This is a genomic window from Bradyrhizobium ivorense, assembly GCF_900696085.1.
Taxonomy (GTDB): Bacteria; Pseudomonadota; Alphaproteobacteria; order Rhizobiales; family Xanthobacteraceae; genus Bradyrhizobium; species Bradyrhizobium ivorense.
The window spans coordinates 331,072-357,638 of the sequence record NZ_CAADFC020000028.1; the positions used below are offsets into that span (position 1 = coordinate 331,072).

At 64.7% G+C, this 26,567-nt stretch carries 17 protein-coding genes; 13 read left to right on the forward strand and 4 right to left on the reverse strand.

The window, feature by feature from the left end; genetic code table 11:
• The first annotated feature begins 227 nt into the window (after window positions 1–227).
• Both CI41S_RS32775 and CI41S_RS32780 read left to right on the forward strand, forming a co-directional pair.
• On the forward strand, window positions 228–2,324 hold the full coding sequence (locus tag CI41S_RS32775; protein WP_139863202.1) for a molybdopterin oxidoreductase family protein: 2,097 nt from the start codon (window positions 228–230) through the stop codon (window positions 2,322–2,324).
• Window positions 2,325–2,391: 67 nt separating this feature from the next.
• Window positions 2,392–3,171, forward strand: coding sequence for an enoyl-CoA hydratase/isomerase family protein (locus CI41S_RS32780; protein ID WP_139863203.1), 780 nt, complete (start codon window positions 2,392–2,394; stop codon window positions 3,169–3,171).
• Between the two features lie 12 nt (window positions 3,172–3,183).
• On the opposite strand, the gene CI41S_RS32785 is transcribed toward CI41S_RS32780, so the two are convergent.
• The 3 genes from CI41S_RS32785 to CI41S_RS32795 all read right to left on the reverse strand — a co-directional run bounded on the left by CI41S_RS32785 (window position 3,184) and on the right by CI41S_RS32795 (window position 7,438).
• Window positions 3,184–3,612: a GlcG/HbpS family heme-binding protein gene (locus tag CI41S_RS32785; protein WP_139863204.1), complete on the reverse strand. Its 429-nt coding sequence runs from the start codon at window positions 3,610–3,612 to the stop codon at window positions 3,184–3,186.
• Window positions 3,605–6,583 (reverse strand): FAD-binding and (Fe-S)-binding domain-containing protein, encoded by a 2,979-nt coding sequence (locus CI41S_RS32790; RefSeq protein ID WP_139863205.1) that lies wholly within the window; start codon window positions 6,581–6,583, stop codon window positions 3,605–3,607. The genes CI41S_RS32785 and CI41S_RS32790 overlap by 8 nt, the downstream gene beginning before the upstream one ends.
• 102 nt (window positions 6,584–6,685) lie before the next feature.
• Entirely contained in the window at window positions 6,686–7,438 is a 753-nt protein-coding gene (locus CI41S_RS32795; RefSeq protein WP_139863206.1) for a GntR family transcriptional regulator, read from the reverse strand.
• A 134-nt stretch (window positions 7,439–7,572) separates the two neighbouring features.
• Between CI41S_RS32795 and CI41S_RS32800 the strand changes: the two genes are divergently transcribed.
• The 10 genes from CI41S_RS32800 to CI41S_RS32845 all read left to right on the forward strand — a co-directional run bounded on the left by CI41S_RS32800 (window position 7,573) and on the right by CI41S_RS32845 (window position 22,345).
• A complete protein-coding gene (locus tag CI41S_RS32800) occupies window positions 7,573–8,772 on the forward strand; it encodes a pyridoxal-phosphate-dependent aminotransferase family protein (RefSeq protein ID WP_172628277.1) in 1,200 nt (399 codons plus the stop codon).
• A gap of 61 nt (window positions 8,773–8,833) precedes the next feature.
• On the forward strand, window positions 8,834–10,117 hold the full coding sequence (locus CI41S_RS32805) for an MFS transporter (protein WP_139863208.1): 1,284 nt from the start codon (window positions 8,834–8,836) through the stop codon (window positions 10,115–10,117).
• Window positions 10,118–10,245: 128 nt separating this feature from the next.
• The gene (locus CI41S_RS32810) at window positions 10,246–11,445 is read left to right on the forward strand and encodes a pyridoxal-phosphate-dependent aminotransferase family protein (RefSeq protein WP_139863209.1); all 1,200 of its coding nucleotides are present in this window, start codon (window positions 10,246–10,248) and stop codon (window positions 11,443–11,445) included.
• 33 nt (window positions 11,446–11,478) lie between these two features.
• Entirely contained in the window at window positions 11,479–12,276 is a 798-nt protein-coding gene (locus tag CI41S_RS32815; RefSeq protein ID WP_139863210.1) for an enoyl-CoA hydratase/isomerase family protein, read from the forward strand.
• Between the two features lie 499 nt (window positions 12,277–12,775).
• Entirely contained in the window at window positions 12,776–16,687 is a 3,912-nt protein-coding gene (locus CI41S_RS32820; protein WP_172628278.1) for a beta strand repeat-containing protein, read from the forward strand.
• Window positions 16,688–16,936: 249 nt separating this feature from the next.
• On the forward strand, window positions 16,937–17,884 hold the full coding sequence (locus CI41S_RS32825) for a Bug family tripartite tricarboxylate transporter substrate binding protein (protein ID WP_430650061.1): 948 nt from the start codon (window positions 16,937–16,939) through the stop codon (window positions 17,882–17,884).
• 276 nt (window positions 17,885–18,160) lie between these two features.
• Window positions 18,161–19,036, forward strand: a complete 876-nt coding sequence (locus tag CI41S_RS32830) for an S-methyl-5'-thioadenosine phosphorylase (RefSeq protein WP_139863213.1) — start codon at window positions 18,161–18,163, stop codon at window positions 19,034–19,036.
• Window positions 19,037–19,076: 40 nt separating this feature from the next.
• Complete coding sequence (gene mtnA / locus CI41S_RS32835; protein ID WP_139863214.1) at window positions 19,077–20,180, forward strand: S-methyl-5-thioribose-1-phosphate isomerase; 1,104 nt, start codon at window positions 19,077–19,079, stop codon at window positions 20,178–20,180.
• Window positions 20,181–20,268: 88 nt separating this feature from the next.
• A complete protein-coding gene (locus CI41S_RS32840) occupies window positions 20,269–20,811 on the forward strand; it encodes a tripartite tricarboxylate transporter TctB family protein (protein ID WP_139863215.1) in 543 nt (180 codons plus the stop codon).
• 22 nt (window positions 20,812–20,833) lie between these two features.
• Window positions 20,834–22,345 (forward strand): tripartite tricarboxylate transporter permease, encoded by a 1,512-nt coding sequence (locus CI41S_RS32845; protein ID WP_139485048.1) that lies wholly within the window; start codon window positions 20,834–20,836, stop codon window positions 22,343–22,345.
• A 10-nt stretch (window positions 22,346–22,355) separates the two neighbouring features.
• Here CI41S_RS32845 and CI41S_RS32850 read toward each other — a convergent pair whose 3' ends face one another.
• Window positions 22,356–23,549 carry a CaiB/BaiF CoA transferase family protein gene (locus CI41S_RS32850; protein WP_139863216.1) on the reverse strand — a complete coding sequence of 398 codons (1,194 nt, stop codon included), beginning with the start codon at window positions 23,547–23,549 and terminating at the stop codon, window positions 22,356–22,358.
• 356 nt (window positions 23,550–23,905) lie between these two features.
• On the opposite strand from CI41S_RS32850, the gene CI41S_RS32855 reads away from it, so the two are divergent.
• A complete protein-coding gene (locus tag CI41S_RS32855) occupies window positions 23,906–26,560 on the forward strand; it encodes a M10 family metallopeptidase C-terminal domain-containing protein (RefSeq protein ID WP_139863217.1) in 2,655 nt (884 codons plus the stop codon).
• The last annotated feature ends 7 nt before the right edge of the window (window positions 26,561–26,567 follow it).

The window sequence follows — 26,567 nt, forward strand, 5'->3', positions numbered from 1 at the left end:
ATCGAGGCGCGATCTGATCCATCAGACGATCTCGGTGCAAAGCGCCGGCCGCGGAGGCCGCCACAACCTCCGGTTCCCCTGAAGCGCTGTGCGCTGCGTCAACGGCAAGGTGGTCCTTGCGGCGGCCTTGCTTAGCCCGCCCGAAGCATGGCTCATGCCCGGCTTGCGCACGAGCCGGGCGGAAAATGCCTCTCGGCGGAAAGGTCATTTGATGTTACCTATTTGACATGAACCAGCACGCCAAGATCGACATCCGCCATTCCACCTGTCCGCACGACTGCCCGTCTGCTTGTGCGCTGGACATCGAGGTCATTGATGGCCGCTCGATCGGCCGGGTCAGGGGCTCCAAGCAGCAGACCTACACGGCCGGCGTCGTCTGCGCCAAGGTCGCCCGCTACGCCGAGCGGATCCATCATCCCGATCGGTTGCTCTACCCGATGCGCCGGACCGGGCCGAAGGGCTCCGGCCAGTTTGCGCGGATTTCCTGGGACGAGGCGCTGGACGAGATCGCGGCGCGCTTCGACGCGGCCGAGCGCGAGTTCGGCGCGCAGTCGGTCTGGCCCTATTATTACGCCGGCACCATGGGGCTGGTGATGCGCGACGGCATCAACCGCCTGTCGCATGTCAAGAAATACTCCCGCTTCTATTCGACGATCTGCGCCAATATCGCGCGCGTCGGCTTTTCGATCGGCACCGGCAAGATCGCGGGTGTCGATCCGCGCGAGATGGGCGTTTCCGATCTGGTCGTGATCTGGGGCACCAACCCGGTGAACACCCAGGTCAATGTGATGACGCATGCGATGCGCGCACGCAAGGAACGCGGCGCCAAGATCGCCGCGGTCGACATCTACAACAACGACACCGTGAAGCAGGCCGACATCAAGATCATCCTGCGTCCCGGCACCGATGCTGCCTTCGCCTGCGGCGTCATGCATGTCCTGTTCCGCGAAGGTCTTGCGGATCGCGCCTATATGGACAAATACACCGACTGTCCCGACGAACTCGAAGCCCATCTCAAGACCCGGACCCCGGAATGGGCCTCGGCGATCTCGGGCGTGCCGGTCGAGGAGATCGAGGCGTTCGCGCGTCTGGTCGGCCAGACCAAGCGTTCGTTCTTCCGGCTCGGATATGGCTTCACCCGCAGCCGCAACGGCGCGGCGCAGATGCACGCGGCGCTGTGCATCCCGGCGGTAACCGGGGCCTGGCAATATGAAGGCGGCGGTGCCTTCTTCAACAATGCCGCGATCTGGCGCTTCAATGAAGCCGTGATCGAGGGCCATGATGCGATCGATCACGCGACGCGCTGGCTCGACCAATCGAAGATCGGACGCATCCTGACTGGCGACGCCGAGTCCTTGAAGGGTGGCCCGCCGGTCAAGGCGATGCTGATCCAGAACACCAATCCGATGACGGTGGCGCCTGAGCAGACGCTGGTCCGCGAGGGCTTTGCCCGCGAGGATCTGTTCGTCGCGGTGCATGAGCAGTTCATGACCGAGACCGCAGGGATGGCCGACATCGTGCTGCCCGCGACCATGTTCATGGAGCATGACGACCTCTATTACGGCGGCGGCCATCAGCACATTTCGGTCGGGGCCAAGCTGATCGATCCGCCCGGTGAATGCCGCTCCAACCATCAGGTGATCCAGGCACTCGGGCGGCGCCTCGGCGCGGTGCATCCCGGTTTCGAGATGTCGCCGCGCGAATTGATCGACGTGACGCTGCAGAAGAGCGGCCACGGCGGCATCGAGGACCTCGAGGCGGACATCTGGCGCGATCTGCAGCCGGACTTCCGCACCTCGCATTACCTCGACGGCTTCGCCCACGCCGACAAGAAATTCCATTTCAAGGCCGACTGGGCCAATCCGCCGTGGGGCAATCCCGGCCTCGGCCCCTGGGACCAGATGCCGGGGCTGCCGGACCATTGGACCATCATCGAGGAAGCCGACGCGCAGCATCCGTTCCGGCTCGCGACCTCGCCATCGCGCAGCTATCTCAACACCAGCTTCAACGAAACGCCGGGATCGCAGGCGCGCGAGGGCGTGCCGACCGTGATGATCCATCCCGAAGACGCGGCGGCGCTCACGATCGCCGACGGCGACGCGGTGACGCTCGGCAACATGCGCGGCGAAACCACGCTGACTGCGAAGCTGTTCGACGGCGTACGCCGCGGCGTTTTGATCGCCGAGTCGATCCACCCGAACAAGGCGCACATCGGCGGCCGCGGCATCAACACGCTGACCGGGGCCGACGTGGTCGCACCCGTCGGCGGTGCTGCGTTCCACGACAACAAGGTCTGGGTCAGGAAGGCCTTGCCCGCCGCGTAAATCCTGCTTGCAGTCGGCGCCGATCCGGCCGCAAATGTGCTCTGGCAACAGCGTACAGGCGGCACATATGACTGACAACAGCGTCATTCTCGAAAAACGCGGGCAGGCGTTCTGGATCACCATCAACCGGCCGGACAAGCGCAACGCGCTCAATGCCGGCGTGATCGCGGGCATTGCCAAGGGCTATCGCGACGCCCATGACGACAAGGACGTGCGCGTCATCGTGCTGACGGGCGCAGGCGACAAGGCGTTCTGTGCCGGGGCCGATCTGCAGAACAGCGGCGCGGCGTTCTCGATGGATTTTTCACGCCCCAATGTCGACTACGCCGACCTGTTGCGGCTGTCGCAGGACGCGACCAAGCCCGCGATCGCGCGCGTCGGCGGCGTCTGCATGGCCGGCGGCATGGGCTTGCTGTGCATGACGGACATGGCCGTCGCAGCCGATCACGTCGTGTTCGGGCTGCCGGAGGTGAAGGTCGGCGTGTTTCCGATGCAGGTGATGAGCCTGCTGCAATCGATCGCGCCGCCGCGCCTCGTCAATGAATGGGCGCTGACCGGCGAGCCGTTCGATGCCCGCGCCGCACAGGCGGCGGGACTGCTGAACTACGTCGTGCCTAGCGCCGAGCTCGACGCCAAGGTCGACTGGCTGATCGGCCGCATCGTCGACAAATCACCGACCGCAATTCGTCGCGGCAAGTATGCGATGCGCGCGATTGCCTCGATGTCGTTTGACGAAAGCATCGCCTACACCGAAAGCCAGATCGCGCTGCTCGCGATGACCGAGGATGCGAAGGAAGGCCTCAAGGCATTCGGCGAGAAGCGCAAGCCGTCATGGACGGGACGTTAATCGGGGAGCGCCTCAGCCCGCATTCGCTTTCAGGCCGGCTGCCTCGATGCCGGCCAGCGCGCAGATCTCGTCATTGTCGGACGTATCGCCGCTGACGCCGACGGCGCCGAGCAGGGTGCTGCCGTCGAGGATCAGCACGCCACCCGGGACCGGCACCATGCGGCCCTGGGCCAGCGTGTTCACCGCGTCGATGAAGTAGGCCTGCTCCTGCGCGCGCTGAAACAGCGCTCGCGATCCCATTCCGAGCGCCAGCGCGCCATAGGCCTTGCCGTGGGCGATCTCGGCCCGCATCAGGCTGGTGCCGTCCTGTGCCGCCGTCACCTTCACGGCGCCGCGGGCGTCGAGAATGGTGATGACCAGCGGCTTGAACTTCTTCTCGACCCCCTTGGCCAGGGCGGCATCGAGAATCTTGCGGGCAATTTCGAGGGTAAGCTCAGCCATGGGCCTCTTCCTTTATCGGCGATATCGTTTCGGAACTGGACTTCGCACACTTCAGGCTCATCGCCAATACGCTGGCGACATGCAGCGGCGTGCGCCCGCTGCCGTCCCTGATCTGGTGCCGGCACGAGGTGCCGTCGGCCACGATCAGCGTGTCCTGGTCCGCGCCGCGCACCGCCGGCAGCAGCGACAGCTCCGCCATCTCGATCGAGGCCTGATAGGTCTCAGCGCCATAGCCGAAGGCGCCGGCCATGCCGCAGCAGCTCGATTCGATGGTTTTGACATCGAGGCCGGGCACCAGGCGGAGGACTTTCTCCACGGGTTTGAAGGCGCCAAAGGATTTTTGGTGGCAATGACCGTGGACCATCGCCTTTGCCCCGACTGGGCCAAGCGGCAGGCTGAGGCGGCCGGCCTCGGCTTCTCGCACCAGGAATTCTTCGAACAACAGCGCATGCGCGCTGATATTCTTCGCGGTCTCATCGGCGCGTAGCGAAAGCAGCTCGTCCCGCAGCGTCAGCAGACAGCTCGGCTCGAGCCCAATAATCGGCACACCGCGGGCCGCGAACGGAGCGTAGGCCGCGACCAGCCGGTTCAACTCGCTGCGAGCCTGTTCGACCAATCCGGCAGACAGGAACGTCCGCCCGCAGCACAGCGGCCGGCCGCTATCCGACGGCTTCGGCAGGTGTACGCGATAGCCGCCGGCGACCAGCACCTCGATTGCGGCATCCAGATTCTCGCGCTCGTAAGCGCGGTTGAAGGTGTCGGCGAACAGCACGACTTCGCGCCCATCCGGCGGGCCAAGCGCCTCGGCGTCGGGCCGGAACGGATCGCGGCGGAATGCCGGCAACGCACGCCTGGCGCTGATGCCGGCGAACTTTTCAAACAGCGCGCGCAGCAGCGGACTATGGTTGCGCAGGTTCGCCAGCGGAGCAAAACGGGACGCAAGATCCACATAGCGGGGCAGGTAGCCGACCAGCCGGTCGCGCAGCGACAGGCCGCGCTTTGCGGCGCGAGCCGCCAGCACCTCGATCTTCATCTTGGCCATGTCGACGCCGGTCGGGCACTCATGGCGGCAGGCCTTGCAGGACACGCAGAGCTTGAGCGTCTCCGCCATCTCGTCGGACGCCAGCGCGTCCGGACCCAGCTGACCGGAGATCGCGAGCCGCAATGTGTTGGCGCGGCCGCGCGTGACGTCCTTCTCGTTGCGGGTGGCGCGGTAGGACGGACACATCACGCCGCCCTCGAGCTTGCGGCAGGCGCCGTTGTTGTTGCACATCTCGACCGCGCCCTGAAAACCGCCGCCGGCGCCGGGATAGGCCGACCAGTCGAGCACGGTCTTCAATTCGCCGACGCGATAATCCGGCCGGTAGCGAAACAGCGAGCGGTCGTCCATTTTCGGCGGATCGACGATCTTGCCGGGATTGAGCGTGTTGTCGGGATCGAAGCGCTGCTTGACCTCGCGGAAGTCGGCGACGATGCGCGTCCCGAACATCGCCTCGTGAAACTCCGAGCGCACCAGGCCGTCGCCGTGCTCGCCGGAATGCGAGCCCTTGTATTCGCGCACCATCTCGAAGGCTTCCTCGGCAATGGCGCGCATTGCCTTGACGTCCTTGTCGAGCTTGAGGTTGAGCACCGGGCGCACATGCAGGCACCCCTCGGAGGCGTGCGCATACATCGTGCCGCGCGTGCTGTGCTTGGCGAACACGGCGTTGAGCCGCTCGGTATAGTCGGCAAGATGCGGCAGCGGCACCGCGCAATCCTCGACGAAGGAGACCGGCTTGCCCTCCTGCTTCATCGACATCATGACGTTGAGGCCGGCGGCACGGAAATCGGCGATGCCGCTCTGCAGCGCCGGCTCGACGATTTCGACCACGCCGCCCCATTTGCGTTGCGGCTTGTCCCAGCCGAAGCCGAGGTCGGCCATCAGCTCGCCGAGCTGCTTGAGGCGGGCGAGATTGTCGGCCTGGTCCTCTTCGGCGAACTCGACCACCAGGATCGCATCCGGATCGCCGCGCACCGCCGCTGATATGATCCTCTGGAACATCGCGATATCGCGGCCCAGCGCGATCATGGTGCGATCGACCAGCTCGACGGCGATCGGCCGCAGCTTGACCAGATGCTGGGCTGCATCCATCGCCTCATAGAAGCTGCCGAAATGGCAGACGCCGAGCACCTTGTTGCGGATCACCGGCCACAGCTTGAGCTCGACCTGCGTCGTGAAGGCCAGCGTGCCCTCGGAGCCGACCAACAGATGCGCCAGATTGTTCGGCGCGTTGCGCGGCACCAGCGCGTCAAGGTTATAGCCGCCGACCCGGCGCTGCACTTTGGGAAATCGCTCGGCGATCTCGGCGGCCTCGCGCTCGCCGAGATCGAGCATGTCGCGAAACAGCTTTAGGCCGCTTTCAGGCGAATTGACCCGGGTGAGATCGCGCGGCACCTCGCCGAAATGCAGCAGCGTGCCGTCGGCCAGCGCTGCGTCCATCGACAGCGTGTTGTCGCGCATGGTGCCGTAGCGCAGCGAGCGGCCGCCGCAGGAATTGTTGCCGGCCATGCCGCCGATGGTCGCGCGCGATGCGGTCGAGACGTCGACCGGAAACCACAGCCCGTGCTTTTTGAGCTGGCGGTTGAGATCGTCGAGCACGATGCCAGGCTCGACCACGCAGGAGCGATTGGCGACGTCCAGCGAGACGATCCGGTTCACGTGTTTTGAGAAGTCGACCACGATGCCGTCGTTGACGGTTTGCCCGCACTGCGACGTGCCGCCGCCGCGCGGGGTGACGATGCGGCCATCGTCGCGGGCAATCGCGAGCGTTCGCAAGGCCTCGTCGATGGTTCGAGGCACCACCACGCCGGCCGGCATGATCTGGTAGAACGAGGCGTCCGTCGCATAGCGGCCGCGATTGAAGGCGTCGAAGAAGACGTCGCCGGTCAGGTTCGACCGCAGACGCTGTTCGAGCGATGAGGCGTTCTTCATCCCAGATCCAGTGTGATCCACGAAACGACGGCGGCACCGGCGTCCGGTGGATTATACATTCTGTTGGCTAGAGAGTTACATTATGAATTCATAATGAGCAAGCTAGCCGTCCTGCGACGCCGTCTCAGGCGCAGCATCCTGCACTTCGGCCAGGTGCTCGATGGCTGCGGTCCGCTTGTTGCGCAGGTGCTGAAACAGGACGTCGCTCAGCTCGCTGCCGGCGCGGCGGCGCAGGGCGTCAAGGATCGCCTCGTGCTCGCGCATCGCTTCGGCCCAGCGCTGCCGCTTGCGGGCGAAATTGGCGGAGTACCTGATACGGCGGATCCGGCCGGCGAAGTTGGCGTAGGCCGTGCGCAGGGTCTCGTTGCGGGCGGCCGCGACGATGCTCTCGTGGATGCGCTGATTGATCTGGAAATAGCCGTGCATGTCGCGGTGCAGATAGTGGCCGTACATGTCGTAGTGCAGCCGCTCGATCGCGGTGATTTCCTCGTCGGTGATGACTTCGCAGGCGAGGCGCCCGGCGAGGCTCTCAAGCCCGGCCATCACGTCGAACAGCTCCTCGATGTCGCGTTGGCCGAGCTGGCGCACCCGCGCGCCGCGATTGGGCAAGAGTTCGATCAGCCCCTCGGCGGCCAGCACCTTGAGTGCCTCGCGCAGCGGCGTCCGGGAAATGCCCAGCATTTCGCACAACTGGCGTTCCGGAACGCGGGCGCCGTCGGGGATGTTGCCTTCCACGACGTGGTCGCGCAGCCGCAGCAGGATCTCGCCGTGGAGCGAGGCCTCCTGGCGCTCGCCGCCCTGGCCGGTGGCAGGTTGGGTGATCGGAACCCCGGTCTCGGGAATCGCGGATTTCATAATCTCGGACAATAAGTTGCCAGCGCGGTCGCGTCGATGTCTTCGATCGAATACCAAAATTCGATTGAAAAGACAAAAAATGAATGCAAAATTGGTTGCCGATAGCCCGGCGCTGCGCCGATTGGGAGGTTGTCATGCATCAAGGACGCCATTTCCTCCAGATTCCCGGGCCCAGCCCCGTCCCGGATCGCGTTCTTCGCGCGATGGACATGCCCGTCATCGACCACCGCAGCGCTGAATTCGCCGAACTCGGCCTGGCGGTGCTCGATGGCAGCCGCAAAGTGTTCCAGACCGCCGGGCCGGTGGTGATCTTCCCGTCGTCGGGAACGGGCGCCTGGGAAGCCGCGATCGTCAACACGCTATCGCCCGGCGACAAGGTCCTGATGGTCGAGACCGGCCATTTCGCGACCCTGTGGCGCCAGATGGCCGGCCGGTTCGGCATCGAGGTCGACTTCGTCCCCGGCGATTGGCGCCGCGGCGCCGACCCCGCCGAGATCGAGGCGCGGCTCAAGGACGACACCGCGCGCGCCATCAAGGCGGTGATGGTCGTGCACAACGAGACCTCGACCGGCGCGACCAGCCGCATCGCCGACATTCGTGCCGCCATCGATCGCGCCGCCCATCCGGCGCTGCTGATGGTCGATACCATCTCCTCGCTCGGCTCGGTCGATTACCGGCATGACGAGTGGAAGGTCGATGTCAGCGTCAGCTGCTCGCAAAAGGGCTTCATGCTGCCGCCCGGCCTCGGTTTCAACGCCATCTCGGAGAAGGCGCGCGCTGCATCGCGCAGCAACAGGATGCCGCGCTCCTATTTCGATTGGGAAGAGATGCTGAAGCCGAACGCCAAGGGCTTCTTTCCCTATACGCCGGCGACCAACCTGCTTTACGGGCTGCGCGAGGCCATCGCGATGCTGCTCGAGGAGGGGCTCGACAACGTGTTCGCCCGCCACCAGCGGCTGGCCGCCGCCACCCGCGCTGCTGTCACGCATTGGGGGCTCGAGGTGCTCTGCCAGGAGCCTTCGGAGTTCTCACCGGTATTGACCGCGGTGTTGATGCCCCCCGGCCACGATGCCGATCAGTTTCGCAAGATCGTGCTCGACAATTTCAACATGTCGCTCGGCGCCGGCCTGTCGAAGGTCGCCGGCAAGGTGTTCCGAATCGGTCACCTCGGCGAGTGCAACGAACTGACGCTGCTCGGCGCGCTGACCGGGGTGGAGATGGGCCTGTCGGTCGCCGGTGTCCCACACCGTGCGGGTGGCGTCGAGGCCGCCATGCGGCTTCTGGAGCAGCGCGGCCCGCGCAACTCGCCTCATCTGAAGGTAGTCGCCACATAGCGGCGACTTCGCCATCGCGAACGCCGGCTCAAACAAAATCGCGCACCAGGGAGGGGAGGCTATGAAGGTTCGGTTCAAGGCCACGCATGTCGTGCTGGCCATGCTCTGCGTGATGTATTTCATCACCTATGTCGATCGGGTCAACATCGGCACGGCCGCGAGCGAGATCCAGAAAGAGCTCGGCCTGTCCAACACCGAGCTCGGTCTGGTGTTCTCGGCCTTCGCTTATCCCTACCTGCTGTTCCAGGTGATCGGCGGCTGGGTCGGCGATCATTTCGGGCCGCGCAAGACCCTGTTCTGGTGCGGCATGATCTGGGCCGCGGCGACCATCATGACCGGGTTTGTCGGCAGCCTCGCCGCGCTGTTCGTCGCGCGCTTCGCGTTGGGATTCGGCGAGGGCGCGACCTTTCCGACCGCGACCCGCGCCATGCAGTACTGGACGCCTGCGAGCCGGCGCGGCTTCGCGCAGGGCCTGACGCATTCGTTCGCGCGGCTCGGCAACGCCGCGACCCCGCCCGTGGTCGCGCTGCTGATTCTCTGGCTGACCTGGCGCGGCGCGTTCGTCGTGCTTGGCGCCGTCAGCCTGCTGTGGGGCATCGCCTGGGTCTGGTACTTCCGCAACGAGCCGAAGGACCACCGCTCGATCACGGCGGAAGAGCTTGCGACCCTGCCGGCGCGGCCGCAAGGCGCGAGGCCGAAAGTGCCGTGGGGCCCGCTGCTGCAACGGATGTGGCCGGTGACGCTGACCTACTTCTGTTACGGCTGGTGCCTGTGGCTCTACCTCAACTGGCTGCCTTTGTTCTTCAAGAACACCTACAGCCTCGACATCAAGAACTCGGCGCTGTTCGCATCCGGCGTCTTCTTTGCCGGCGTCATCGGCGACAGCGTCGGCGGCGTCCTCTCCGACCGTATCCTCGAGCGGACCGGCAATGTGCGCCTGGCGCGGCTCAGCGTGACCATCGTGGGGTTCGCGGGCGCGTTGTTGTCGCTGCTTCCGATCCTGTTCGTTCGCGACATCACGGTGGTCGCGTTGTGTTTGTCGGCCGGCTTCTTCTGCGCGGAGCTCGTGATCGGCCCGATGTGGTCGATACCGATGGACATCGCGGCGAAACATTCCGGCACCGCAGCGGGAATCATGAATACCGGCTCGGCGCTGGCGGCCATCGTCTCGCCGCTGGTCGCCGGTTTCGTCATCGACGCCACCGGCAATTGGTACCTGCCGTTTCTGATGTCGATGGGGCTTCTGCTGCTCGGCGGCTTCTCGGCGCTGCTGATGCACCCCGAACGTCCCTTCGAGGAGGCGGAGGGACTGGTCCCGCCGGGAAAGGTGGTGGCCGCCGAATGAGCGCCTGCACGGGCTGCGGGAGCGCCGTCGGATATGCATGACGGACCCCCGCCGGGCGGGGGACAAGCCGGTCAAATAGTGATATGCGAGCGGCTCGTGAAGCCGAAGCAAGACCGGGAAGGACGCCGATGACCGTGCACACTGGAAGGCATTTTCTGCAGATTCCGGGACCGACCAATGTGCCGGACCGGGTGCTGCGGGCTATGGACATGCCGACCATGGACCATCGCGGCCCGGAGTTCGCGGAGATCGGCTTTGCGGTGCTTTCCGCGATGCAGCGCGTATTCCGCACCAAGCAGCCGGTGATCATCTATCCCTCGTCCGGGACCGGCGCCTGGGAGGCCGCGATCGTCAACACGCTGCAGCCGGGCGACAAGGTCCTGATGTGCGAGACCGGGCAGTTCGCTGTCCTGTGGCGCGGCATTGCCGACAAGTTCAAGCTCGACGTCGATTTCATTCCGGGCGACTGGCGCCATGGCGCCGATCTCGAGCAGATCGAGGCAAAACTGTCCGCGGACAAGGCGCACAAGATCAAGGCCGTCTGCATGGTCCACAACGAGACCTCGACCGCCTGCGTCACCTATCCGCTCGACGTGCGCAAGATCCTCGACACCGTCAAGCATCCGGCGCTGCTGATGGTCGACACCATCTCCGGCCTCGGCTCGCTGGAATATGAGCACGATGCCTGGGGCATCGATGTCTCCATCGCCGGCTCCCAGAAGGGGCTGATGCTGCCACCGGGCCTCGGCTTCAACGCGGTGTCGGAAAAGGCGCTGGCTGTCGCCAAGGCCAATCCGGGCATGCGCTCCTATTGGGACTGGCAGGACGTTATCAACATCAACAAGGCCGGTACCTGGCCCTACACGCCCGCGACCAACCTGCTGTTCGGTCTGAAGGAGGCGGTGAAGATGCTGGAGGAGGAAGGTCTCGACAACGTCTTCGCCCGTCACAAGCGCCACAGCGAGGCGACGCGTGCGGCGATCAAGGTGTGGGGCCTGGAGACGCAGTGCCAGGAGCAGGGCGCGCACTCGCCGGCGCTGACCGCGGTGCGGATGCCCGACGGCCACGACGCCGATGCCTTCCGCAAGATCGTGCTGGAGAATTTCGACATGTCGCTCGGCACCGGCCTGAACAAGGTCAAGGGCAAGGTGTTCCGCATCGGACATATTGGCCACTTCAACGACCTCATGCTGATGGGCACGCTGTCGGGCGTCGAGATGGGCCTCGATCTCGCCAAGGTGCCGCATCGCGCCGGCGGTGTGCTGGCGGCGATGGAGGTCCTGAAGGGCCGCGACGCCGCGCAGGCGCCCAAGGCTGCGGTCGCCTGAAACGAAACTCCTCAAGAACAGAAAGAGCGAGCCATGAACGCGCCAGCGGCACCGACCGAAGACCTGATCTACTCCGTCGAAGACGGGATCGCGCGCATCACGTTCAACCGTCCGCAGGCCCGCAACGCGCTGACCTTCGCGATGTACGAGCAGATGGCGGCGATCTGCGAGAGCATCAACCAGGACCATCAGATCAAGGCGCTGATCATGACCGGCGCCGGCGACAAGGCGTTCGCCTCGGGCACCGACATATCGCAGTTCCGCGCCTTCAAGACCGCGCAAGATGCGCTCGACTATGAAGCGCGGATCGACCGCGTGCTCGGCACGCTCGAGCAATGCCGGGTGCCTGTCATCGCGGCGATCGCCGGCGCCTGCACCGGCGGCGGTGCGGGGATCGCGGCATGCTGCGACATCCGCATCGGCACCGAGGCGACGCGGATCGGCTTCCCGATTGCGCGCACGCTCGGCAACTGCCTCTCGATGTCCAACATCTCCCGCCTGGTATCGCTGATCGGACCGGCGCGAACCAAGGATCTGATTTTCAAGGCACGCCTGGTCGAAGCGCCGGAAGCGCTGGCGCTCGGGTTGTTGAACGAGGTCGTGCCCGACGTGGCGACGCTGCAGCGCCGCGCCGAAGAGACCGCAAAGCTGGTCGCCGGTCACGCACCGATCACACTCGAGGTGACCAAGGAGGCGGTGCGCCGCATCCGCCGCACGCTGTCGCGCGAGGAGGGCGAAGACCTGATCCTGCGCGCCTATATGAGCGAGGATTTTCGCGAGGGCATGGACGCTTTCCTCAACAAGCGCTCACCCAACTTCAAGGGCAAATAGCGCGCGACGACCGCGGCAGGGCTGCACGGCGGCTCTGCAGGTATTGTCGCGGAACTGCCTTCGTGCAGAGGTGCGGTTCCAGCGATCCCGATGCTCTGTTGCGCCGGCGAATCGAAAAAGTTCCCGCGGCATCCTCCGGTTGTTCACCTGATTACCCTAGTCTTGGTGCCCACAGCGCGCCGAAGGTTCAACGTCAATTCACGTTCATATTGACGATTTCACAACCTGAGACTTATGATCGTTCTGGTTGTTGTCCGCGGTCTTTTATCCCCACCGACAATTTTTCGACGGCTTCCGACCTCTCATGACTGCGGCCGCAACAACGCGTCATCAAACTGAGAAGCGACACCGTTAGTTTCTACGCCGCAACCGCGCCGGCACCCATTGCCAACGTTCATTTTCCGACGCCGAACGCGGTTTGCGAGCACGCCAGGGCCGATCCTCATTTCGCTGCAGCGAAACGCTGCGGCGCATGTCGCAACGCATGCAGGGGTTTTCCATGACCAATCATACTCCGACTTTTACCTCGTCCTCCGCGTCGGGCAGCTTCGCGGAATTTGCCAACACCACTGACTCGACCACGCTGCACCAGCTGACCGGCACGATGAGTTTCAGGGACTCAGATCGGAGCGATACCCACACCACCTCGGCCACGCTTCATTCCGCCGTGCTTTCGAGCGGATCCATCATCCCCGCTGCGTCGCTGGCGCACTTTCAGACCGCGATGACGTCGCAGATTACTAGCGATTCCAATGGCGCGGGCTCACTGAAATGGACATTCAGCGATCCCGACGACGATTTCGATTTCCTGTCCAAGAATCAGTCGCTGATTCTGACCTACGACATCACCGTGTCGGACAACCACGGCGGCACGGCGATCCAGACGGTCAAGGTCACCGTCACGGGCACCGACGACAAGCCGGTCATCAACATGACGACCATTGCGACGGTCACCGAGCAGGTCGATCAGACGCTTTCGATCACGCCCGACACGGTTCATGTCGCGCTGAACTTCACCGACGAGGATCTCACCAACACCGGCCATACCGCGACCGTCATCGCCGCCAGCGCGGACGGCAACACCTCAGGTCTGCTCCCCGGATCGCTCGGCACCGCCGAGTTGATGTCGTTCTACCATGTCGACAACGTCATCAAGACGTCCGGCTCGAGCGCCGGCACCATCAACACCACCTTCGCGGCGCCGGACCTCGCCTTTGACTATCTCGCGGCCGGCGAACATCTCGACATCACCTACACCGTTCAGCTCGACGATCACGCCGGCGGCGTATCGACGCAAACCGTCACGGTGACGGTGGTCGGCACCAACGACAAGCCGGTCCTCCTGTCGCCTCCGGAGGAGGCTCACCTCGTCGAGGACCAGAACGTCAGTCCCGCAGGCGATCTGACGGCGCATGGCGATCTCTTGTTCGGCGATATCGACCTGTTCGACGCTCACACCGTTTCGACCACGGTCACTGCGACCCGCTCCGGAGGCGGTGCGATCCCGCTCGGCGACGCGGCCTTGCTGGCGGCGTTCATGACCGGCCTCACGCCGGATTCGACCGGGCATCTGCTCGGCGACGTCTCCTGGAATTTTGCGCTGCCAAATGCGGACGCGAGCTTCCTCAGCGGCGGCGAAACGCTGACGCTGGTCTATCACGTCACCGTCGAGGACCCGTCCGGCGCAACCGACACGCAGGACGTCACCATCACGATCCTCGGCACCAATCATCCTGTCGTCATCACCAGCGCGGCCGAATCCTCCACGGTGTCGGAGCTTGCGGATACCACGGGTTCAGGGACCCTCGACACGACGCCGACCGTGCCTGCCGGAACGCTCGATTTCACCGATCAGGACACCGGCGACACGCACGCGGTTGCGGTGACGCTGGCCTCGACCTCGGGAGCCACCGTGCCGGCTGCGACGCAGGCCGACCTTGCGGCGGCGCTGACGACCACGCTGCACGACTCCACCGGAACCGGCAGCGGCAGCATCGACTGGAATTTTGCCATTCCCGATAGCGATCTCGACTACCTCGCCGCCGGCGAAACGCTCACCGTCAACTACGACGTCAAGGTCAGCGACAATTCGACAAGCTCGACCCAGATCGTTTCGGTCGGCATCACCGGCGCCAACGACGCGGTGGCGATCAGCAGCGGGCCGGGATCCGCGTCGCTCGCCGAACAGCCCGGCGTGACCGATTCCGGCGCGCTCGATACCACGCCGACCGGGACACTGGATTTCACGGACGTCGACCTGTCGGACGCCCACACCGTCAGCGTCGCGCTGAATTCCGCGACCTGGTCCGCGAATCCGGACTTCCTGCCGGGCGACGTCTTTGCCGATCTGCAGGGCGCGCTTGCGACGGCGCTGCACGACTCGACGGGCACGGGATCCGGCGGCGTCGACTGGACGTTCAGCATCCCGGATCGCGATCTGGACTTCCTGAGCCTCGGGGAGACTTTGACGGTCAGCTACGACGTCACGGTCTCCGATGGTTCGACCAGCTCCACGCAGACCGTTACGATCACCATCGATGGCGCGTCGGACACCGTGGTGGTGACCCCGACGTCGGTGGATATTTCCGATAGCGCCGATCGGGATGCCGGCAACGTGCTGGCAGCCGGTAGCGTCATCTATCTGGCGCATGCCGTCGATTTGAGCTCGCATCGGACCATTGTGGATGTCAATGGAAGCGCCGCAAATGTCGGTACGGCGGTGGCCGGTACCTATGGGTCGCTCTTTCTCGATAGCGATGGTAACTACTTCTACGCCGCGAACTCGGCCGTCGATGTCCTGCGGGATGGCGACAACGTCACCGACCAGTTCAACTTCACGGTCGACGACGGCCAGGGTCATCAGACCACGACGACGCTGACCTTCAATATTGCCGGCGCCAACGATAATCCGACCGCCACCGGCGGCAACGTCACCGGTTCGGTGACCGAGGACGCCGGTCCGCCGGTTCTCGTCAACGGCGATTTCGAGACCGGCAACCTCGCCGGTTGGACCACCACCGGCACGCACATCGAGGTCCAGCAGTTCGAACTCGGTGGCACCTTTGGGCACTACTCGGTGCACCTGGCGCCGACCAATGTCTTGGAGACATTGGCGCAGGACGTCGCGACAACGCCGGGCCAGAACTACTTCATTACCTTCGACCTGCTCGGCGATCCGGAAACCGATAACACGCCGTTTACGGTGACATGGGACGGCATCACCCTGCTGTCGCTCAGCAGCGTTCCTTTCGGGCTCAATCACTACGCCTTCGAAGTCGCAGGCGATGCCACGGCCTCCAGCACGTCGCTGCAATTCACCTACGCCGATGATGCCAACGGCATGATCCTGGATTCCGTGAATGTCACCGCGGCGACAAGTCCGCCGACCGAGTCGACGTCGGGCACGGTCTCGTTTGCCGACGTGGAGACCGCCGACACCCACACGGCCAGTTTCGCGCCGCTGGACGGGGGGTATGTCGGGACCTTCACGCTCGATCCGGTGACGGAGACATCCGGCACCGGATCGGTCGGCTGGCATTTCACCGTCAACAATGCGGACATCCAGTTCCTGGCCCAGGGCCAGACCCTGACCCAGGACTATCTGGTCACGGTGTCGGACAATCACGGCGGCTCGATGGTGCAGGACGTTGCCGTCACCCTGATCGGCACCAACGATGCGCCGACCGCGGTCGGCGAGACCGTCGTCACCGACGTCGATGCCAGCGGTGTGGTCGACATCCCGGCCTGGGCACTGGCGGCAAACGACACCGACCCGGATACGGCGGACCATCTGTTCGTCAACGGCGTCGGTTCGAGCTCCGGTGGTGCCGCGGTGTTCGGCGGCTCCGACGTGTTCTTCTTCGACGACGCAACTCCGGGCGGCTCGTTCACCTACACCTCGTCCGACGGCGTCTTGACCAGCAACCAGGCGACGGCGACCGTCATCAACAATGCGGTGTCGGCGACGACGCTGACCGGCACCGGTGGCGATGACATCGTGATCGCCACCAACGGCACCGAAACGCTCGACGGCGGGGCCGGCAATGACGTGCTGATCGGCAATGCCGGCAGCCACACGATGACCGGCGGCAGCGGTAACGACATCTTTGCGTTCCTGACCACGACGGACGGGCCGGGCGCGATCACCGACTTCAACAACACCACCGAGCACGACCGGATCGCGATTTCCGCAAGCGGCTTCGGTGGCGGCCTCAGCGCCGGGATGGATGTGTCGTCAACCTTCGAGACGTCGGGCGACGACCAGTTCTCGGGCTCCGGGGCGCAATTCCACTTCGATACCGCCAACCAGACGCTGTATTTCAGCGCCGACGGGACGCAGGCGTCCGCCATCACGGTCGCAAGCGTGCAGGCCGGCGCGGTGCTGAACCCGCACGACATTCTGGTCGTGTAGCGGTTCTGCCAAGCGCGGATCGGTCTTTAGCAGCGCGGGCTCGAATCGAGCCCGCGCTTTTTTGTTTCAGCGGCCACGCGTCTCATTCCAAAGTCATACACCATGTGACAGTTCACACCTTGAACTCACCGGCATTATCCGCACAATGACGGCGACCGGCGGGCTACGCGCCTTTTTGCCAAGCGGAACAAGTAGATAGGGAAGAAACTCGTGGGACAGATTGTGAAAGCCGCGGCTGCCATCGCGGCCATGCTCGTCAGCGCACCGGCCTTCGCCGCCTGGGAGCCCAGCAAGCCGGTCGAGATCGTGGTTGCCGCCGGCGCGGGCGGCGCCTCCGACCAGATGGCGCGCATGATGCAGGCCGCGATCCAGAAGAACAATCTGATGAAGCAGCCGATGGTGGTGTCGCTGAAGGGCGGCGCATCGGGTGCGGAAGCGCTGATGTACATGAAGTCCAGCGAGGGCGATCCCAACAAGGTGCTGATCGCCTATTCGCTGATCTACATGCTGCCGTTGTCGGCCAAGATTCCCTTCAACTGGCGCGACCTCACGCCGGTGTCGGTGATCGCGCTCGACCAGTTCGTGCTGTGGGACAACGCCAACGGCCCAAAGACCGTCAAGGACTTCATCGCCGCCGCGAAGGCGGCGAGCAGCCCGTTCAAGATGGGCGGCACCGGCTCCAAGCGCGAGGACCACGTGCTCACCGTGTTCATGGAGCAGAAGACCGGCGCCAAATTCTCCTATCTGCCCTACAAGTCCGGCGGCGAGGCTGCGACCCAGCTGGTCGGTGGCCACACCGAATCCAACGTCAACAACCCGAGCGAGAACCTCGAGGTCTGGCGCGCCGGCCAAGTCCGCGCGCTCTGCGTGTTCGACAAGGAGCGCATCTCCTACAAGACCAAGGTCACGGAGACGCAGTCCTGGAACGACATCCCGACCTGCAAGGAGGAGGGGCTCGACGTGCAGTATCTGATGCTGCGCGCGATGTTCCTGCCGGGCAAGGTCACCCAGGAGCAGCAGGCGTTCTACGCCGATCTGTTCCGGAAGGTGACGCAGACGCCCGAATACAAGGACTATATGGAAAAGCAGGCGCTGAAGCCGATCTTCCTCACCGGCAAGGACATGATCGAATTCCTCGAGGAGGACGACAAGCAGAACGCCACGCTGATGAACGAAGCGGGCTTTGTCGCGAAGTAGCCGGTCGCGGTTTCACGCATCGTCATTCCGGGGCACGCGAAGCGCGAACCCGGAATCTCGAGATTCCGGGTTCGATGCTTCGCATCGCCCCGGAATGACGAGGCGAAATGTGCAGCGAGCGATGTGTCTTTGAGAAGCTCGCCTCGCGCCCCGTATCTCACGTCTTTACCTTCCGCTCGAAATGGTCTTGCAACCGCCCAACCCGCGGTGATTATAGCGCCGCAGTGTGGTCCGGCGCGCCCCTCCGTCGCCGTCACGCGACCGTGAGGAGCGATCATGACCAAAGCCGTTCTGGGGATCATTGGCGGATCCGGCATCTATGACCTGCCCGGCCTGGAAAACGTCCGGGAGGAGGCGCTCGCGAGCCCCTGGGGCGAGCCGTCGGCACCGCTGCGGCGCGGCGAGATGGCCGGATTGCCGATCGTGTTCCTGCCGCGGCACGGGCCGGGCCATGCGCTGTCGCCCTCCGACATCAACTACCGCGCCAATATCGACGTGCTGAAGCGGGCCGGGGTCACGGACCTCGTCGCGCTGTCGGCCTGCGGCTCGTTCAAGGAGGAGCTTTCGCCGGGCACCTTCGTGCTGGTCGATCAGTTCGTCGACCGCACCTACAAGCGCGAGAGCTCGTTCTTCGGCAAAGGCTGCGTCGCCCATGTCTCGATGGCGCATCCGGTGTCGCCGCTGCTCGCGGCGCATCTGGCTGCCGCGGCGGAAGCCGAGGGCATCGCCTTTGCCCGCGGCGGCACCTATCTCTGCATGGAGGGACCGCAATTCTCCTCGCTCGCGGAAAGCTTGACCTACAAGGCGCAGGGCTATTCGGTGATCGGCATGACCAACATGCCGGAGGCCAAGCTCGCCCGCGAGGCTGAAATCTGCTACGCCAGCGTGGCGATGGTCACCGATTTCGATTGCTGGCACCCCGGCCACGATGCCGTGACGGTGCAGGACATCATCCGCGTGCTGAACTCGAACGCCGAAAAGGCAAAGGCGCTGGTGGCGCGTTTGGCGCGGGATTTTCCGCGCGAGCACGAGCCTTGCCCGATCGGCTCGGATCGCGCACTGGATACCGCGCTGATCACGGCGCCGGCGGCCCGCGATCCCGAGCTTCTTGCCAAGCTCGATGCCGTCGCCGGACGGGTGTTGCGGTCGTGAAAAAGTCCTCGAGGGAGCGCGGACGCGAAGGGCGTAGAACATGAAAGTCGATGGCCGGCATTTCCGCAGCATCTGGCTCGAGCCCGACGGTTGGTCGGTCGCCGCGATCGATCAGCGGCGGCTGCCGCATGAGTTCATCGTCACCAGGATCACGACCGCGGACGAGGCCGGCGAGGCGATCCGCTCGATGCTGGTGCGCGGCGCGCCGCTGATCGGCGCCACCGCGGCCTATGGCATGGCGCTCGCGATGCGCAGTGAGGCCTCCGATGCGGCTCTCGATCGCACGGCAAGAATGCTGCTCGCGACCCGGCCGACCGCGGTCAACCTGAAATGGGCTGTTGACGAGATGCGGCGCGTGCTGGCGCCGCTTGCGGCCTCGGCGCGTGCGGAGGCGGCCTATGCCCGCGCCCGCGAAATCGCCGAGGAGGATGTCGCGATCAACCGCGACATCGGCCGCCACGGGCTCGACCTGATCGCGCAGATCGCCGCGACCAAGAAGCCGGGCGAGCCGGTCAACGTTCTCACCCATTGCAATGCCGGCTGGCTTGCAACCGTGGATTGGGGCACCGCGACCTCGCCGATCTACCAGGCGCATGATCGCGGCATTGCCGTCCATGTCTGGGTCGACGAGACGCGGCCGCGCAACCAGGGCGCTTCGCTCACCGCCTGGGAGCTCGGCCATCACGGCGTGCCGCATACGGTGATCCCGGACAACACCGGCGGCCATCTGATGCAGCATCGCATGGTCGATCTGGCAATCGTCGGAACCGACCGCGTCGCCGCCAATGGTGACGTCTGCAACAAGATCGGGACCTATCTGAAGGCGCTCGCGGCGCACGACAACGGCGTGCCGTTCTACGTCGCGCTGCCGTCTCCGACCATCGACTTTAGTATCGATGACGGGGTCAGGCAGATCCCGATCGAGCAGCGCGCCGCCAGCGAGGTGACGCATCTCACCGGGCGCACCGCGGACGGGCGGATCGAGACCGTGCGCGTGGTTCCGGAGGGATCGCCGGCCGCCAATTTCGGCTTCGACGTGACGCCGGCGCGGCTGGTGAGCGGATTGATCACCGAGCGCGGCGTGCTCCGGGCGGATCGTGCTGCACTTGCGAGCGCGTTTCCCGAGCGTTCCAAGGCCGGCTGAAGGAAGGCCGGCTGAAGGGCTGCATTGACGCGGATCGCGCCTGCGCGCTATCCCAATCGTTGCCCTCGCAACCCAGATCATCTCATCCATGTCCAATACCGATATTGAGATCGTCGTCGACGATCCGACTGCGCCCGAAGACAACTCGCCCGCGGTCGTCAGCAACCGCATCGTCGATGTCGTCGTCTCGCTGCTGCTGCTCGCGCTGGCCGTCACCCTCGGCTGGGACAATTGGCGCACCGGCGCCTCGTGGGACTCGACCGGGCCGCAGCCGGGCTACTTTCCGTTCTATCTCGCGGTGATCCTCGGCGCCGCCAGCCTCTACGGTCTCGTCGCCGCTTTCGTCTCGCGCCGGGAGGCGGCAGAAGTTTTTGTTACCCGCGCCCAGCTGCGCCGGGTGATGGCGGTGTTCGTGCCGACCCTGCTGTTCTGCCTCGTCACCCAGTATCTCGGGCTCTATGTCGCGAGCTTTCTGTTGATCGCGGGCTTCATGCGCCTGATCGGCAAGATCGCGCTGTGGAAGTCGTTGCTCACCGCCTTCGTCTTCACCGCCGTGATGTTCGTGACCTTCGACATCGTGTTCGACGTCATCATGCCGAAGGGGCCGCTCGAAGCGGCTCTCGGCCGCTAGCCAGCCGACAGGAATTCAAGACATGGAAGCCTTCGGTCTCCTGCTGCACGGCTTTGCCGTCCTGCTCACCGGCAAGACGCTGCTCCTGATGATGGTTGGCCTGGTGCTCGGCATCTTCGTCGGCGTGCTGCCCGGACTCGGCGGCCCGAACGGGGTTGCGATCCTGCTGCCGCTGACCTTCACCATGGACCCGACCTCGGCCATCGTGATGCTGTCCTGCATCTACTGGGGCGCGCTGTTCGGCGGCGCCATCACCTCGATCCTGTTCAACATCCCCGGTGAGGCCTGGTCGGTCGCGACCACCTTCGACGGCTATCCGATGGCGCAGCAGGGCCGGGCGGCGGAGGCGCTGACCGCGGCCTTCACCTCGTCCTTCATCGGTTCGTTCGTCGCCGTGCTCTTGATCACCTTCCTGGCGCCGATGATCTCGTCGTTCGCGCTGAAGTTCGGTCCGCCGGAGTTCTTCGCGGTCTATCTCCTGACCTTCTGCTCCTTCGTCGGCCTCGGCCGCGAAGCCAAGCACAAGACGGTGATCTCGATGTCGCTCGGGCTGCTGCTCGCCGGCGTCGGCATGGACACGGTGTCCGGGCAATTGCGCATGACGTTCGGCTCGGCGGAACTGCTGCGCGGCATCAACTTCCTGGTCGCGGTGATCGGCCTGTTCGGCATCAGCGAGATCCTGCTCACGATGGAGGAGCGGTTGGCGCTGCGCGGCCACGCCGCCGCGATCAGCCTGCGCGTCGTGCTCTCGGTGTGGAAGGACCTGCCGAAATACTGGGTGACGCTGCTGCGCTCGTCGGTGATCGGCTGCTGGCTCGGCATTACGCCAGGCGGCGCGATCGCCGCCTCCTTCATGGGCTACAATCTGGCAAAGCGCTTTTCCAACGACCAGGAGAGCTTTGGCAAGGGCCGCATCGAGGGCGTGTTCGCGCCGGAAACCGCTGCGCATGCGTCCGGCACTTCGGCGCTGCTGCCGATGCTCGCGCTCGGTATCCCCGGCTCCGGCACCGCGGCGATCCTGCTCGGCGGCTTGATGGTGTGGGGCCTCAATCCGGGCCCGCTGTTGTTCGTCGAGCACAAGGATTTCGTCTGGGGCCTGATCGCCTCGATGTATCTCGGCAACGTCGTCGGCCTCGTGCTGGTGCTCACCACAGTGCCGATCTTCGCCTCGATCCTGCGCGTGCCGTTCGCGGCGGTCGCGCCGATGATCGTGGTGTCCTGCGCGATCGGCGCCTACGCGATCCAGAATGCGATGTTCGATATCTGGCTGATGCTGGGTTTTGGCGTCGTCGGCTATGTCTTCAAGAAGATCGGCATCCCGCTCGCGCCGTTCACGCTCGCTTTGGTGCTCGGCAACCGCGCCGAGGACGCGTTCCGCCTGTCGATGATCGGGTCCGGCGGCGACATGAAGGTGTTCTGGTCGAACGGCCTCGTCGGCACGATCACGACGCTGGCGATCCTGCTGCTGTTCTGGCCGGTGATCGACCGGGCCTTTAGCGGCGCCATACGCATGGTGCGGCCGGCAAAGGCGTAGGCGTGAGGTTTTAGACCACCTTGCGCTGCCTGAGGTCGGCGATCTCGTCCTTGTCGAAGCCGAACTCGGCCAGCAATTCCTCGGTCTGCTCGCCGAACTCCGGCGGCCGCGCCGCCATCCTGCTCGGCGTCCGCGACAGCGTCACCGGCTGGCTGACCAGCTGGATGTGCCGGTTCTCGTCATTGGGCACGTGCTGCGCCATGCCGAGATGCTTGACCTGGGCATCCTCGAACATCTGGTCGATCGAGTAGATCGGCCCGCACGGCACGCCGGCGGCGTTGAGTTCCTGCACCCAGGTCTCGGTCGATTTCTTTTCGGTCAGCGTGTTGATCTTCGCATTCAGCGCGTCGCGGTTCTTCGAGCGCGCCGGGGCGGTGGCGTAGTCGGGGTCGGCGACCAGTTCCGGCGCGCCGATCGCCTGCGCGCAGCGTTCCCAAATCCGCCCGCCCGTGGTGGCGATGTTGATGTAGCCGTCGGAGGTCTTGAACACGCCGGTCGGAATCGAGGTCGGGTGGTTGTTGCCGGCCTGCTTCGCCACTTCCTTTTCCATCAGCCAGCGCGCGGCCTGGAAATCCAGCATGAAGATCTGCGCCTGCAGCAGCGAGGTCTGCACCCACTGGCCTTCGCCGGAGACGTCGCGCTCCAGCAGCGCGGTGAGGATGCCGAGCGCGCAGAACAGCCCGGCGGTCAGGTCCGCCACGGGAATGCCGACCCGCATCGGCCCCTGGCCGGGCGCGCCGGTCACCGACATCAGCCCGCCCATGCCCTGGGCGATCTGATCGAAGCCGGGGCGCTTGTGATAGGGGCCGTCCTGGCCGAAGCCCGAGATGCTGCCATAGACGATCCGCGGATTGATCTTGCGGATGCTCTCATAGTCGATGCCGAGCTTCGCCTTGACGTCCGGGCGAAAATTCTCGACGACGACGTCAGCCTGCTCGGCGAGCCGCTTGAACACTTCGAGCCCCCTGGGGTCCTTCAGGTTCAGCGTCATGGCGCGCTTGTTCCGGTGCAGGTTCTGGAAGTCGGAACCGCTCCGCGGACCGCCCGGCTGCTCGCCGCCGCCGTCCTCCAGCAGCGCATCGATCTTGACGACGTTGGCGCCCCAGTCGGCAAGCTGCCGCACGCAGGTCGGTCCCGAACGGACCCGGGTCAGATCCAGCACGGTGAAACGGGACAGGGCTTGGGACGCGCGGGGGAAGGGCATTGAAACACCTCTTGTTCGGCGGCCACTGCGGGCCCTGGGCCTGTTTCAGCCTTAGCCAATTTGGCTCGCCTTTCCAACCGTCAGCCCGCCGGAAATGGCCGTCGGCGGTCGGCATTTCCGAATAGCGGTTCCGCGTTGGAACGCACGCGGTCGACTACGGGATTCCATGCGAATGCGAGGCGCCCGGTTGGCATTCGGATTTTTTCCAGGCCTTGGCCGCGATTCTCTCGATCGCCTTAATGATGTGCCAATAACGTTGCTTCACCATCACGGTAAACGGCGTGTCGTTTGGCGATGCCATGATGGGCTGTCGGGCGATTCATCCAGGATAATAACCCCCAGGTACGGTCGGTTTGATGCGAAAAGGCTACTGGCTTTCCGATGATCTCGGAACGGTTCACCTGTTCGACGGCTGGGATGATTCGGTGCTTGCAGGGGCGCCGTCGACCCCCGCAATGGGCGCGGCGGCGGACTCCAATCCACTGCAGGACGGCGGCGATCCATATCCGCTTGCGGCCGGTTCAACGTCCACCGTTATGAACTCCGGAACCAGCGTCAAGCCGGTGGCGACGATCAGCCAGCTTGCCAACTATCTGGTCAGCGGGTTTTGGGCGTACAACAACGCGCTGCCCCATCATTGGGGCTCCAACACGATCACCTACAATCTCAACGGACTGAACAGCGCCGAGCAGGCTCTCGCGCGCGCGGCGCTTGCAGCCTGGCACGACGTCGCCAATGTCAACTTCGTCGAGACCACCGGCTCCGCCAACATCACGTTCGTGCACACCGGCACGATGACGGCCGTGACCAACGCCAGCTGGACCGGCGCCGGCATCATGACCTCGGCGACTGTCGACATCAGCTCGGACTGGATCACCAGCGACGGTGGCGCCCGTGACGGCAAGACCGGGCTCGATAGCTACGGATACCAGACCTACATCCACGAGATCGGCCACGCGCTCGGGCTCGGTCACCAGGGGCCCTATAACGGCAGCGCGACCTATTCGGCCAACGCGACCTACGCCAACGATACCTGGCAATATTCGATCATGTCGTACTTCGCGGAAGACAATTATTCCGGAAGTAGCTATCGCTACGTGATCACGCCGCAAATGGCCGACATCTATGCCGTGGGCCTGATCTATGGCGCGGCGACCGCGACGCGAACCGACAATACCGTCTACGGCTTCAGCAGCAACGCAGGCGGGGTCTACGATTTCAGCAACTTCAACCCGACGCCGGCGCTGACGATCTACGATAGCGGCGGCGTCGATACGCTCGACTGCTCCGGATATGGCGTCGCACAGACGATCGATCTGCATCCGGGAGCGTTCTCCTCGGTGGGCGGGCTGGTCCACAACATCGGGATCGCGACCAACACCATCATCGAGGGAGCGATCGGCGGCTCCGGCAACGACACGATGATCGCCAATGACTTCGGCTGCACCCTCATAGCCGGCGCCGGCAACGACACGCTGATCGGCGGAGCAGGGACCGACCGGCTGGTCGCGGGCTCCGGTGCCGATAACATGACCGGCGGCGGCGGCGCCGACACCTTCGTCTTCGCCGCCGGCGACCTGACGGCACCGGGCGGGACTCACGACCTGATCAAGGACTTCGTATCGGGCGTCGACCTGATCGATCTCAGCAGCCTCGGCTCATTCAACTTCCTCGGCTCGTCGGCCTTCGGCCACAGCGCCGACGAGCTGGACTACAGCTACAACGGCGCGCTCGGCGTGACGACGCTGCAAGGCGACATCAATGGCGACGGCATCGCCGACTTTGCGATCGATTTCACCGGCAATATTGCACTGAGCTTGACGGACCTGGTGGGAGCGGTCGCCGTAACCACGGTCATTGAATCCACCGGCACCACCAGCCTGACGCAGGTCGGTTCGAATTACTTCCTCAATCCGACGGCCGGCGGAACGGGGCCGTCGCTGAAATTTGGCTCCCTCGTGGTGGCCGGTGCGGCGGCACCGTGGATTCCGGTTGCCGCAGAGCAGACTGCGAGCGGCTATGATGTCGCCTGGAAGAACACGACGTCGGATCAGTTTTCGATCTGGACCACCGACAGCAACGGCAACTTCACGAGCTATCTGACCGGGGCGGTGTCCAGTAATAGCACGACGCTGGAAAATCTCGAAAACACCTTCCATCAGGATCTGAACGGCGACGGGACGATCGGCGTACCTGTGTCGGTCGCACTGGAGTCGGCGGGCTCGACCACGCTCACGCAGGTGGGCAACAGCTACGCTCTCTACGCAAACGGCACGACCAGCGGTCCGACTCTCAAATATGGCGGCGCCCTCGTGGTGGCCGGTGCGGCGGCACCATGGATCCCGGTTGCCGCAGACCAGACTGCGAGCGGCTATGATGTCGCCTGGAAGAACACCACGTCGGGTGAGTTCTCGATCTGGAGCACCGACAGCAACGGCAACTTCACGAGCTATCTGACCGGGGCGGTGTCCGGCAGCAGCACGACGCTGGAAAATCTGGAAGGCTCCTTCCATCAGGATCTGAACGGCGACGGGACGATCGGCATACCGGTGCCGGTCACGCTCGAGTCGGCGGGCTCGACCACGTTCACTCAGGTGGGCAACAGCTACGCTCTCTATGCGAGCGGCACCACCAGCGGTCCGACTCTCAAATTTGGCGGCTCGCCCGTGGTGGCCGGTGCGGCGACACCATGGACGCCGGTTGCCGCCGAGCAGACCGCGACCGGCTATGATGTCGCCTGGAAGAACACGACGTCGGATCAGTTCTCGATCTGGGCGACCGACAGCAACGGCAACTTCACGAGCTATCTGACCGGGGCGGTGTCCGGCAGCAGCGCCACCTTGAAGTCCTACGAGGCGATTTTCCATCAGGATCTGAACGGCGACGGCAGCACCGGAGCCCAGACCCTGGCGTCAGCGGCCTCGACCGCGACCAGCAGCGACGAGCTCGCTTCCGCGACATCCGCCGATCTTCTCGCGGCCTTGCATCTCGATCATTGGCATCTGGTGTGATGCCAAT

Coding starts and splice junctions, on each gene's coding strand:
- mtnA (WP_139863214.1), top strand. CDS start 19,077: ATGAAAGTCGATGGCCGGCATTTCCGCAGCATCTGGCTCGAGCCCGAC.
- CI41S_RS32840 (WP_139863215.1), top strand. CDS start 20,269: ATGTCCAATACCGATATTGAGATCGTCGTCGACGATCCGACTGCGCCC.
- CI41S_RS32830 (WP_139863213.1), top strand. CDS start 18,161: ATGACCAAAGCCGTTCTGGGGATCATTGGCGGATCCGGCATCTATGAC.
- CI41S_RS32775 (WP_139863202.1), top strand. CDS start 228: ATGAACCAGCACGCCAAGATCGACATCCGCCATTCCACCTGTCCGCAC.
- CI41S_RS32850 (WP_139863216.1), bottom strand. CDS start 23,549: ATGCCCTTCCCCCGCGCGTCCCAAGCCCTGTCCCGTTTCACCGTGCTG.
- CI41S_RS32800 (WP_172628277.1), top strand. CDS start 7,573: ATGCATCAAGGACGCCATTTCCTCCAGATTCCCGGGCCCAGCCCCGTC.
- CI41S_RS32795 (WP_139863206.1), bottom strand. CDS start 7,438: ATGAAATCCGCGATTCCCGAGACCGGGGTTCCGATCACCCAACCTGCC.
- CI41S_RS32825 (WP_430650061.1), top strand. CDS start 16,937: ATGCTCGTCAGCGCACCGGCCTTCGCCGCCTGGGAGCCCAGCAAGCCG.
- CI41S_RS32845 (WP_139485048.1), top strand. CDS start 20,834: ATGGAAGCCTTCGGTCTCCTGCTGCACGGCTTTGCCGTCCTGCTCACC.
- CI41S_RS32820 (WP_172628278.1), top strand. CDS start 12,776: ATGACCAATCATACTCCGACTTTTACCTCGTCCTCCGCGTCGGGCAGC.
- CI41S_RS32810 (WP_139863209.1), top strand. CDS start 10,246: ATGACCGTGCACACTGGAAGGCATTTTCTGCAGATTCCGGGACCGACC.
- CI41S_RS32785 (WP_139863204.1), bottom strand. CDS start 3,612: ATGGCTGAGCTTACCCTCGAAATTGCCCGCAAGATTCTCGATGCCGCC.
- CI41S_RS32790 (WP_139863205.1), bottom strand. CDS start 6,583: ATGAAGAACGCCTCATCGCTCGAACAGCGTCTGCGGTCGAACCTGACC.
- CI41S_RS32815 (WP_139863210.1), top strand. CDS start 11,479: ATGAACGCGCCAGCGGCACCGACCGAAGACCTGATCTACTCCGTCGAA.
- CI41S_RS32780 (WP_139863203.1), top strand. CDS start 2,392: ATGACTGACAACAGCGTCATTCTCGAAAAACGCGGGCAGGCGTTCTGG.
- CI41S_RS32805 (WP_139863208.1), top strand. CDS start 8,834: ATGAAGGTTCGGTTCAAGGCCACGCATGTCGTGCTGGCCATGCTCTGC.
- CI41S_RS32855 (WP_139863217.1), top strand. CDS start 23,906: ATGCGAAAAGGCTACTGGCTTTCCGATGATCTCGGAACGGTTCACCTG.